Origin of the sequence: Aquabacterium sp. UBA2148, assembly GCF_002328915.1 — a bacterium.
Taxonomy (GTDB): domain Bacteria; phylum Pseudomonadota; class Gammaproteobacteria; order Burkholderiales; family Burkholderiaceae_C; genus Aquabacterium; species Aquabacterium parvum.
In genome coordinates this window covers 2,585-13,844 of sequence record NZ_DCXA01000121.1, presented here as the reverse complement: position 1 = coordinate 13,844, position 11,260 = coordinate 2,585, and the positions used below count along the sequence as shown (strand labels likewise).

Here is an 11,260-nt window from a genome sequence, read left to right as displayed (position 1 = left end):
TGGACCTCACGCCGCCAGGCATCCTCCTGGTCGTCCAGCCCCCCCCTTTGATCGCGGGAGAGCCCGCTGGCCACCAGATCGCGCTGTGGCCACAATGAGGGCGCGTCCGCCGCGCGGTAGACTTGCTCCATGTGCCAGGGAGGCGGACCCCCTGGTGATCAGATCGCTGGTGCGCTCGAGAGGCTGCGCGTGAATCAAAAAGGCAAGATCCTGGTGGTGGACGATGACCGGCTGGTGCTGGCCACGCTCACCCATGGCCTCTCCCAGGCGGGCTACGAAGTCATCGACGCGGACAACGGCGACGACGCCATCTTGCTTGCCCGGCAGCACAAGCCCGAATTGGCCCTGCTCGACATCCGCATGGAAGGCAAATCCGGCTTCGACGTTGCCGCCTACCTGCGCGAGTACTGCCAGATCCCCTTCATGTTCCTGTCGGCTTTCGCCGACGAGGCGACCATCAAGCAGGTCAAGGCGCTTGGCGCCCTGACCTACCTGGTCAAGCCGCTGGACATCCAGCAGATCGTGCCCGCGGTCGAAGCCGCCTTCGCCAACCGTCCGAACCAGCAGCCACCCCAGGCGGTGGCCACGGCAGCCCAACCTGCCGCGGCGCCCACAGCCGCGCCGGCAGCGCCCGCAGCCGTTGACCCGCTCACCGACACCATCGCGCTGGCCGTGGGCATCGTGATGCACCGGTATTCGCTCACCCGCCGCCAGGCACTTGAGCGTTTGCAGCAACAGGCCCGACAAGAGGGCTGCACCACCGCCGCGCTGGGCGAGCGGCTGATCAACGCGCAGGAAGTGCTCGCCGGCCTGGGCTCGATCTGAGCGTCAACCCGGCAGGGCTGTGCTGTCGAGCCGATCGGTCAGCGTGAAATAAAAGCAGGCCCCCTGCCCCAGTTGAGCCTCTGCCCAAATCCGCCCACCGTGGCGGCGGATGATGTGGCGCACGCCCGCCAGACCGACCCCGGTGCCTTCGAAATCCTTGGCGCTGTGAAGGCGCTGGAACATGCCGAACAATTTGTCGGCATGCTGCATGTCAAACCCGGCGCCGTTGTCCCGCACGAAATACACCGGGGGATTCGTGGCGGGCATGCAACCAAATTCGATGCGAGGTGATGCCACCTTGGCGCTGTATTTCAACGCATTGCTGAGCAGGTTTTCGACAACGCGGCGCAACAACGTGATGTCGGCCTGCGCGCACAAACCTGGCTGTATCACCCATTCGACCGATGAACCAGAGGTGCACACCACCGACTGCTCGTCGGCCACGTCTCGCACCAGGCCCGACAGGTCGATGTCCTGGCGCCCCAGGGGCTCGGTGGCCAGTTGGGCTTGCGCCAGGATCGCGTCGATCATGCCGTTCATGCGGGACGAGGCGGCGAGCACGCGCTCCAGGTGATCCTGCCCCAGCTTGTCGAGGTGGCGACCGTAGTCTTCCTGCACGATGCGCGTGAAGCCATCGATCACGCGCAGGGGCGCCCGCAGGTCATGCGAGAGGGCGTAGCGCAGGGCCTCCTGCTCGACTTCGCGATCGGCGTCTGGCTCGGCGGCGCCCACCTCGGTGGCAGCGGGCAGGACGTCCTCCATCGCCGCGCACTCGGACGCCGGTGACAAGGCGGTTTCGGCCACAGGGTGATCGGGCTCGGGCTCAACGCTCGTGGGCGTGTTGCGACCGGCATCGGCTCGCGGCACCGGGGTCTCGGCGACGTGCACCGGGACAGGGGCAACGGAGGGCAACAACCTGAGCAGCACCCTCACCAGCGCCGCCACCGACAGCCAGGACCCGGCAGCCAGCACCCAGGCCCAGGCAGGTGCGTCGGTGACGAGCAAAGCCAGGGCAAAACACAGGCCGGCAACGCCCCAGCCAGGGATCAACGCCCCCATTTCGGGCCTGGTGGCCCTGGGCTCATCCGACGGTCCGTTGTGAATCCGCATTCAAACGATTGTAAGGAGGGCCGAAAGGGGTTTCTTCTGCTGGCCTGAAACTTTTCAGCCAAGCTAAAGTTCGTGAGATTGTTGACGATTGTCCCCTGATTCCCGGATGAATCATTTCCGGGCTCACCCTGTTTTCGCCAGATTCGGCAGCCCATTTTGACCGCACCCATGCGCACCCCCTGGAAGGCACTGATGTTGGTGATGTCCCTGGCCGGCACGTCGGCTGCGGGCTGGGCGTGGGGACCTGCGGGCGCTGGCTTGACCCTGGCCATGCTGGCATCGGGGAGCATCGGCTATCTGGCCCGCAGGCGTCCCCTGCCCGCACCCGAGCTGGGGCCGCCCCTGACCACGGTGCCCACCTCGTCCCCCAACAGCCAGCCCCAGGTCGATGCCGAGGCCCTGCAGGCCAGGCAAGAAGCCCACCTGAGGCTCATCCGGGACATCGCAGAACACGCTCGCTCCGCCGAAGCCCTCGGGCAGGCGCTCTCACGCGTCGGCGAGGCCCTGCACCGCCACCTGGGCTCCAGGGCTTGGGCCGCGCTGCAGGTCGACGGCTGGAACGGCGAGTCCGCTTTGCTGCGCCCCTGGGCTCACCAGGCCGGCGGCCCCGAACACATCGACGTCAGCGCCATCACCCCCACCCACCGCGATGACCGCCCGCTCGGTCAAGCGCTGGGCACGCTCAAGGCCACCGTCTCCGACTTGCGTCAGTCTGCCGGCACGCCCAGCCCCTGGCGCGCGGCAGGCACCCAACGCGTGCTGGCCCTGCCCGTGTCCGTCGATGGCTGGCCGCTGGCCATGCTCGAGTTCGACGACCCGGCCCGAGCGCATGCAGACGTGGAGGCGGTGCTGGAGGTCGCGGCCATCCAGCTCGGCTTCGTGGCGCAGCGAGACGCCAACCGGGCCCGCATGGCGAGCCACGAGGAGCACCTGGGCCGCCTGGCCCTGGTGGCGTCGCGCATCAGCAGTGGCGTGGCCATCACCGATCGCCATGGCACCATCGAGTGGATCAACGCCGCCTTCGTGGCTTTGACCGGCTGGCCTGAAGACCGGGTGCTGGGCCGCAAGCTGCCTGAGCTGCTCGCGCAAGAGGTGACCGACGCCGAGACCATCAACGAGTTGGAAAACCAGCTCGAACGTGGCGTGCCCTTCCGCATCTCTTACGAGGCTGGGCGCCAGAGCGCCCAAAGCATCACCCGCTACTGGGGGGAGATCGACGCCATCCAGATGCTCGATGAAACCGGCGGGCGCAACCAGTACGTCTGCCTGTTCACCGACATCACCAAGCGCAAGGCCCAAGAGCACGTGCGCGACCAGGAGCGCGAGTTCCTCGAAGCGCTGCTGGGCAACCTGCCGGTCAGCCTGTTCGTGCTGGATCCGGTCAACCTCAACGTGGTGGCCATCAACCGCTACACCGAGATCGAGTTCTCGCTGCAGCGCGACCGCGTGGTCGGGCGCCCGTTCGAGCAGGCGCTGGGCAAGTCGGTCATGGGCCTGACGCAGCCGCACATGCAGCAGGCGGTCGACAGTGGTGAAACCGTGGAGCACGATTTCACCTGGCAAGGCGAAGCAGGCGTGCGCGTGGTCAACGCGCGGCACTTCGCGTTGCGCCACAGCAATGGCCGCCCTCGCCTGCTGATTTCGCTGGTGCGTGACATCACCGCGTCGCGTCAGGCGCAGGCCGATCTGGAAGAGTCGGAGCGGCGTTTCCGCGAGCTCGTTGAGTCCATGGACGACGCCGTCTATGTGGCCACGGAGAGCCGCGGCCGCTTCCTCTACCTCAGCCCGCGCACCCATGAGTTGCTGGGGCTGCCAGGCGAAGACATCCAGGCCCGTGCCGAGCGGGTGCACGCGCTGGTCGTGCCCGAGGACATCCCTCTCCTGCGCGAACAGGAGGCGCAAGAGCGACTGGGCCTGAACACCGACACCCTGCTGCGCCTGCAGATCCCGGGCAAAGGCCTGCGCTGGATGCGTCACCGCAGCCGCACGCGTCGGCTTGCCGGGGGCGACACACGGGTCTACGGCCTCGTCTCGGACGTGACGGACGAGCACAACCAGGCGCTGGAGCTGCAACGCGCACGCGACATGGCCGAGGCTGCCAGCCAGGCCAAGAGCCAGTTCATGGCCAACATGAGCCATGAAATCCGCACGCCCATGAACGGCATCCTGGGCATGACGGAGCTGTTGCTGGGCACGCCGCTCAACGACAAGCAGCGGCGCTTTGCCCAGGCGGTCTACCGCTCCGGCGAAAGCCTGCTGGAGATCATCAACGACATCCTGGACTTCGCCAAGATCGAGGCCGGCCGGCTCGAACTCGCCAACAGCGACTTCGTGCTGCGCACCCTGGTTGAAGACACGCTGGAGCTGATGGCTCCCCGCGCCCACGAAAAGGGCCTGGAGCTGTCCTTCCGCGAGCAACCCGGCCTGCCCAGCGTCATCCACGGCGACCCCCTGCGCCTGCGCCAGATCCTCACCAACCTGGTGGCCAACGCCATCAAGTTCACCGAGCATGGCGAGGTGGTGGTCGACATCAGACGGGGCATGGGCGGCACCGTTCACAGCAGCGTGCCGTCCGCGAACCAGCACATCGAGCTGGAGTTCATGGTGCGCGACACCGGCATCGGCATCCCCAGCGAGGTCATCCCCAGGTTGTTCAGCGCCTTCGTGCAGGCCAACGTCGGCATGGCGCGTCGCTACGGGGGCACCGGCCTGGGCCTGGCCATCTCCAAACAGCTCGTCGAGCTCATGGGTGGTCAGATCGAGGCGCACAGCGCGCCGGGCGTCGGCTCCGAGTTCGTCTTCCGCGTGCCGGTCTCGGTGGGCGAGACCCAGATCGACATGGCCCTCATCGAAGAGCCCGAGATGCCAGCCTTCAACGTGCTGGTGGTCGACGACAACGACACCAACCGCACGGTCATCGAGAACATGCTCACGGCCTGGGGCATGAAGGTGACGCAGGCCACCAACGGCCGCGAGGCGCTCGACATCCTCATGGCCCACCCCACGCAGGATGCCGACTTCGACCTGGCCCTGGTGGACATGAACATGCCCGAGCTCGATGGCCTGGGCCTGGCAGACGCCCTGCACCGCAGCGAGCGCTACCCGCAACTCAAGATGGTCCTGCTTTCCTCGGTGTCCTCGCCGGACGACGTGCGCAAGGCCCAGGACGCCGGCTTCCAGCGCTTCGTGCCCAAACCCCTGCGCAAAGCGGAGCTGAGGCAAGCCATCCTGGGCATCTCGGCCGAGCTGGGTGGCGACCTGCCCCACGACATGCCCCGCATCAACAAGTCCGTGCTGGTCATCGAAGACAACCCGGTCAACCAGGAGGTCTGCACGCAGATGCTCAAGCGCCTGGGCTGCGAGGTCAAGGTGGCCTCGTCGGCGCTCGAAGGCCTGCGCCGGCTGGGCGAGCAGCGCTTCGACCTCGTGCTCATGGACATCCAGATGCCCGGCATGGACGGCGTCGAGGCCCTCAGCTGGTTCCGCCGGGGCTCGAGCACGCGCTTCACGTTCCTGACGCCGTCCGTCACACCGGTGATCGCTGTCACGGCCAACGCCCTGGAGGGCGACGAGCAGCGCTTCCTCGATGTGGGCTTCGACGACTACCTCTCCAAGCCCTTCCGCCAGAGCCAGCTGCAGAAGGTGCTGGTCGAGCACACGCACCCGGAAGGCTGGGGCGAACAGCCGTCGCCAACCGATGTCGCACCTGCGGCTGCACCCGAGACCGCTGCAACGCCCGCGACGCCTGCAACACCTGCCGCGCCGCTCGCCACCGCAACATCGGCCCATGCCGAACCCGGGGCAACCCTTGGCCAGCCTGTGGCAGATGCGCCACCACCCGCCCCCGCGCAGGCCGAGACGGGCGCGACCTCTGCGCAGGCCACGACGGCCACAGAACTCTTCGATGCCGACGCCCTGCGTCGCCTGCGCGACCTCGACCCCCGAGGCGAAAACCGTTTGTTCGAGCGCGTCAGCAAAGCCTTCGAGGCCTCCGCCTCGCGTTTGTTGCCTCAACTCGACGAGGCCATCCGCACGAATGACCGCAGCTCGATCCTCCACGTCGCGCATACACTCAAGTCTTCCTCGGCCAGCATCGGCGCGCTCAAGCTGTCACATTTGTGTGCCGAAATCGAAACCATGATCAGGCGCCAGAGCGAAGAAGACTTCTCAGAACGCCTGCGGGCCGTGCCCGTGGAGGTTGAACACGTCCTGGCGGGCCTGCGTGCCCTGCTGGAGCAACCCTCATGACGGTGACCTCGGACTTCGCCTTCGAGGACGGCCAGGAGCAGCCCAAGGTGCTGCTGGTCGACGACGACGAAGTGAACCTGCTGCTGACCTCGATCGCCCTGCGAGAGCGCGGCTTCGCCATCACCGAGGCCAGCTCGGGTGAGCAGGCCCTGCAGATGCTCTCTGACTGGCTGCCTGATGTGATCGTGCTGGATGCCGTCATGCCTGGCCTGGATGGCTTCGCCACCTGCCGTGAACTGCGTCACATGCCAGGCTACGAGTCCGTGCCCGTGCTCATGTTGACCGGCCTGGACGACGACGCCTCCATCACCCGCGCCTACGAGGCCGGCGCCACCGACTTCTTCGTCAAAAGCACGCAATGGAGCCTGCTGGCCGGGCGCCTGCGCTACCTGCTGCGCGCCGCTCGCACACGCGACGAGCTCGAACGCAGCAAGTCCAAACTGGCCCGCGCACAAGACCTCGCCCGCATGGGCAGCTTCGACTGGCGCAAGGGCGCCGGCGACCTGTCCTTCTCGGTCGAAGGCCTGCGTGTCTTCGGCCTGGGCTCACACGACCACCTGGGACTCAAGAGCATCCTGCGCATGTTGCCGGATGAAGAGCGGCGAGGTTTTGCCCGCATCCTTCACGAGGTGGTCGACCACGGCACCATCCTGTGCAACGACGTCCAGATCAGCCTGGCCGATGGCCGCCGCCGCATCCTGCACGTCGAGGCCGAACCAGAGTTCAACGAACTGGCCTGTTTGATCGGCTACACCGGCATCGTGCAGGACGTGACCGATCGCCGCGTCGCCGAAGACAAGATCAAGCACCTGGCCAACTTCGACACGCTCACCGGCTTGCCCAATCGACGCCAGGTGTTCTGGCGCAGCGAGCGCGCCATCGAGTACGCCAAGCGCCTGAATCACCGCGTGGCGCTGCTGCAGGTGGGCCTGGACCGCTTCAAGATCATCAACGAGAACCTGGGCCACCATGCTGGCGACGAGTTGCTCATCGAGGTCTCCAGGCGCCTGCGCAACTGCGTGCGCCACTCCGACCAGATCATCGAAGGCAACCTCGACACCAACGGGCACCGCGCGCACCGCACCCTCGAAGCCGTGGGCCGGCTGGGTGCCGACGAGTTCGTCGTGCTGCTGCCCGAGGTCAGCAACGAACGCGAGGCCATGTCCACGGCCTACGTCATCCTCGACGCCCTGCGCGAGCCGATGATGGTGGCCGGCCAGGAGTGCTTCATCACGGCATCGGTGGGCGTGGCGGTGTTCCCGCAGCACGGCCTGAACGTGGCCGACCTGCTGCGCAATGCCGACGTGGCCATGGACCTGGCCAAGAGCCAGGGCCGCAACACCGCGCAACTGCACGACCCGCAACTGGCTTCGAAGGGCCGCGTGCGGCTGGACCTGGACACCGCCCTGCACAAGGCCCTGGAGCGCAAGGAGCTGGTGCTGCACTACCAGCCCAAGATCGACGTGCGCACCAACCAGATGGTGGGCGCCGAGGCCTTGATGCGCTGGAACCGCAACGGCCAGCTGGTGCCTCCGGGCGACTTCATCCCCTTGGCCGAGACCACCGGCCTGATCAACCACATGAGCTTGTGGGCCATCGACGAGGCTGCGCGGCAAGCGGCCGAATGGCACCGCAGCTTCGGCTTCGACGCGTCCATCGCCGTCAACCTGCCCTCTCGCCTGTTCGAGCAAAGCAACCTGGTCGAAAAAATCGAGGCCATCCTGGAGGCGCGTCAGGTGCCGCCCCGAGCCATCGAGCTCGAGATCACCGAAACCGGCCTGATGAAGGACTTGCAAGGCGTCGTGCCATCGCTGCACCGGCTCAACCAACTGGGCACCGAGATCTCGATCGACGACTTCGGCACGGGCTATTCCTCGCTGTCCTACCTGACCACCCTGCCGATCAGCGAACTCAAGATCGACCGCTCCTTCGTGCGCGACCTGGGCGACACGCCGCAGAGTTCGGCCATCGTTTCGGCCATCATCGCCTTGGCCAGGGCCCTGGGGCTGCGCGTGGTCGCCGAAGGCGTGGAAAAGCTCTCGCAGATGGAAGTGCTCTACAACCTGGGCTGCCACATCTGCCAGGGCTTCCTGTACGCTCGTCCGATGTCCCCGGCCGACGTCGAACGCTGGCTGCAGGACACCCAGCAGGGGCAAACCTTGCCTCGCCTTGGCAACCTGACGAACGAGCATGCATCGCGCCTGGTGAGCGTGCCACGCTGAAACCATGTCCCAGACCCCTGCGAACCTGGCCAAGGCCGCCCTGCGACGGCTCGCCGAGCAAAGGCTCGAACCCACGCCCGAGAACTACCGCAAGGCCTACGAGGCCGAGTCGGGTGTGCCGAGCGCAGAAGCTGGCGCCACCGACAAGCCCCAGGACAAGGCCACGCCATCCGACACCACCAGCCAGGCTGAAGAGGGTGAGCGCTGGTCCAGGCTGATCGGGCGCATCCTGCGTGGCGCCGAGCGCGGAGGCCGCCAATGGACGGCAGCGCGCAAAAAGGACAGCCTGCAGCGCGTGCTCGAGGGCAGCAAAAGCTCGGGCCAGCGCCTGCACCAGCGCTTGAGCCAGCTGGTGCAAAGCTGGGACAGCGACACCCTGGACAACGCCCCGCTGGAAGACGACGGCTCAGCGGACCCGGCGGCATCGCCCGATGCCTCGCCTCCGAATGCCGCAACGCCGATGTTGCCGCAGCCCGCGCCTGAGCACGCAAGCTCGGAGGGCGCTGTGAGCCAGCCCCAGCCTCCACAGCCGGCGTCATCCGGATCTTCAACAAGCTGGTCAGCCAGCGCGCGCACCGCGGTCGATGAACTGGTGCGAACGGTGCAGGTGGCGCTGCCCCCTGCTTCAGCGAGCCCGCGCGCCCAGGCGACGGCGCAGGCCCTCACAGCCGCTGCCCAGGCCCAATCCAGTGTCAACGAGGCCTGCGCTCAGGCGCGCGGCATCATCGAGCAACGCCATCGCCTGCTCGACCAGCTCATGGGCCTGTGCCAGTCCCTGACCGACAGCCTGGTCCACCTGGCAGAAGACGAGAGTTGGGCGCAAGGTCAGGTCCAGGCGATGCGTCACCAGCTCGCAGAAGGCATCGACAGCCGAGGCTTGCGACATGTTCAGCAACTGCTCGACGACGCGCGCATCAAGCAACAGCAACTCAAACTGGAACGCGAAAACGCGCGCGAAGCCCTCAAGCAACTCATCCAGCAGATGCTTCAGGAAATCGGCGAGTTGGGCAACACAACCGACCGATTCCAGTCCAACCTGGGTCGCTACGCCGACACCATCGACCAGGCCGACTCGCTCGAGAGCCTGACCGGCGTGGTGCGCGAGATGGTGGCTGAAAGCCGCTCGGTGCAGTCGGTGGTCGCCCAGACCCAGTTCAAGCTGCAGGAAGAGCACAGCAAGGCCCACGCCCTGAGTGAGCGCGTGAAAACGCTCGAGGACGAGATCCGCAAGCTCTCCGACGAGGTCTCCACCGACCCGTTGACCCAGATCGCCAACCGCCGCGGCATGATGCGGGCCTTCGAGGCCGAGCAAGCGCGCGTTGAACGCCAGGGCACGACCTTGGCCATCGGCCTGCTCGACGTCGACAACTTCAAGAAACTCAATGATCAGCTGGGGCACCAGACCGGTGACGAGGCCTTGAAGTTCCTCGCGCGGCGCGTCAGCGAATGCCTGCGTCCTGTGGACGTGGTGGCGCGCTACGGGGGCGAGGAGTTCGTGGTCATGCTCCCGGACACGCCAGTCGACGAAGGCCAGCAAGCGCTGACGCGACTTCAGCGAACGCTCAGCGCGGAGTTCTTCACCCACGACGAGCACAAGGTGTTCATCACCTTCTCGGCAGGGGTGACGGCCTACCGCCCAGGCGAGCCCATCGAGGCCGCGCTGGAGCGCGCCGACATTGGCCTGTACGAAGCCAAGCGCACGGGCAAGAACCGCACTTGCGTGAACTGAGCGGAGCCCGGCTCAAGCCTTCGAGCTGCGCAGGCGACGCAGGGCAAGGGGGACCTGGTCCGGCAAGTCATCGGCGATCAGACCTGGGCCAAAGGCCCTCGCCGCTTCGCCATGCAACCACACCGCCGCCGAAGCGGCCTGCCAGGCGGGCATGCCCTGCGCCAGCAGGCCCAGCACCAAGCCCGCCAGGACGTCGCCCGAGCCAGCCGTGGCCAGTTCGCTGGGCGCATTCCGATTGAGGCTGGCACGCCCATCAGGCGAGGCCACCACGGTGTCGGCCCCCTTGAGCAGCACCACGGCCCCACTCAGGCGCGCGGCTTCGCGAGCTCGCTCCAGTTTGCTGGCCGCCACGGCCAACTGCGGGCCGCGAAACAGCCGGTTGAACTCCCCGTCATGCGGCGTCAGCACCACTGGGCGGCTGTGCCCGGCGATGGCCGCGAACAGCAGCGAGGGGTCTTCGGCGAACACCGTCAGCGCATCGGCATCGAGCACCACCGGGCGCCCACTGGCGAGCAAGGTCAGCACCAGGGCACGCAGGCCGCCGGCTTGCGTGCCGCCCAGCGCGCCTGGACCGATCAGCGCTGCGCTCAGGCGGTCATCGGCCAGCAGGGAGTTCAAACCCGCCAGCCACTGCGCCGCACCTTCGCCACCCACCGGGTGCACCATGATGCTGGTCAGCGACGCGGCGTAGACGGCCCAGGCCGACTGCGGCACACACACGGTGGTGAGCCCAGCGCCCACGCGCGCGGCGGCACGGGCCGACAGACGGGCCGCTCCGGTCATCACCCCCCCGCCCCACACCAGGGCGTGCCCTCGGTGGTACTTGTGCCCAGCCTCATCGACCGAAGGCCAGGTGTTGGCCCACAGCTCGGGTCGGTTTTCCCATGCCTGCGATCCCGACTCGCGCACCACTGCGTCCGGGATGCCGATGTCGGCCAGCACCACCTCGCCACACAGGCTGCGACCGGGCATGAGCAGGTGCGCGGGCTTGAGGCGGCAGAACGTCACCGTCAGCGCACAAGGCACGGCGCCTTGCGAGCGCCCCGTGTCTCCGCACAGCCCGCTGGGCACATCGACCGCCACGATGGGCACGTGTCGCATGGCCACGCGCTCGAGCAGCTGCTGC

General features: G+C 67.2%; 6 protein-coding genes. 4 read left to right on the top strand and 2 right to left on the bottom strand.

Going from position 1 to position 11,260, the window contains the following annotated elements; translation table 11 throughout:
* The first annotated feature begins 189 nt into the window (after positions 1 to 189).
* Complete coding sequence (locus tag B2W70_RS06640; protein WP_286744040.1) at positions 190 to 825, top strand: response regulator; 636 nt, start codon at positions 190 to 192, stop codon at positions 823 to 825.
* 3 nt (positions 826 to 828) lie between these two features.
* On the opposite strand, the gene B2W70_RS06635 is transcribed toward B2W70_RS06640, so the two are convergent.
* Positions 829 to 1,884 (bottom strand): sensor histidine kinase, encoded by a 1,056-nt coding sequence (locus B2W70_RS06635; protein WP_286744037.1) that lies wholly within the window; start codon positions 1,882 to 1,884, stop codon positions 829 to 831.
* Between the two features lie 219 nt (positions 1,885 to 2,103).
* Here B2W70_RS06635 and B2W70_RS06630 point away from each other — a divergent pair, with 219 nt between their 5' ends.
* Genes B2W70_RS06630 through B2W70_RS06620 form a run of 3 tightly spaced genes read left to right on the top strand, consistent with a single transcriptional unit; the run spans position 2,104 to position 10,134 of the window.
* Positions 2,104 to 6,183, top strand: a complete 4,080-nt coding sequence (locus B2W70_RS06630) for a response regulator (RefSeq protein ID WP_286744034.1) — start codon at positions 2,104 to 2,106, stop codon at positions 6,181 to 6,183.
* A complete protein-coding gene (locus tag B2W70_RS06625) occupies positions 6,180 to 8,405 on the top strand; it encodes a putative bifunctional diguanylate cyclase/phosphodiesterase (RefSeq protein WP_286744031.1) in 2,226 nt (741 codons plus the stop codon). The genes B2W70_RS06630 and B2W70_RS06625 overlap by 4 nt, the downstream gene beginning before the upstream one ends.
* A gap of 4 nt (positions 8,406 to 8,409) precedes the next feature.
* The gene (locus B2W70_RS06620) at positions 8,410 to 10,134 is read left to right on the top strand and encodes a GGDEF domain-containing protein (protein ID WP_286744028.1); all 1,725 of its coding nucleotides are present in this window, start codon (positions 8,410 to 8,412) and stop codon (positions 10,132 to 10,134) included.
* 12 nt (positions 10,135 to 10,146) lie between these two features.
* Here the strand turns inward: B2W70_RS06620 and B2W70_RS06615 are convergent.
* Positions 10,147 to 11,260 (bottom strand): NAD(P)H-hydrate dehydratase (locus tag B2W70_RS06615; protein ID WP_286744025.1); only part of this gene is annotated, 1,114 nt, incomplete at its 5' end.

Bases quoted from the DNA above. Each gene is read 5' to 3' on its own strand.
- B2W70_RS06635 (WP_286744037.1), bottom strand. From the start codon at position 1,884: ATGGGGGCGTTGATCCCTGGCTGGGGCGTTGCCGGCCTGTGTTTTGCC.
- B2W70_RS06630 (WP_286744034.1), top strand. From the start codon at position 2,104: ATGCGCACCCCCTGGAAGGCACTGATGTTGGTGATGTCCCTGGCCGGC.
- B2W70_RS06625 (WP_286744031.1), top strand. From the start codon at position 6,180: ATGACGGTGACCTCGGACTTCGCCTTCGAGGACGGCCAGGAGCAGCCC.
- B2W70_RS06620 (WP_286744028.1), top strand. From the start codon at position 8,410: ATGTCCCAGACCCCTGCGAACCTGGCCAAGGCCGCCCTGCGACGGCTC.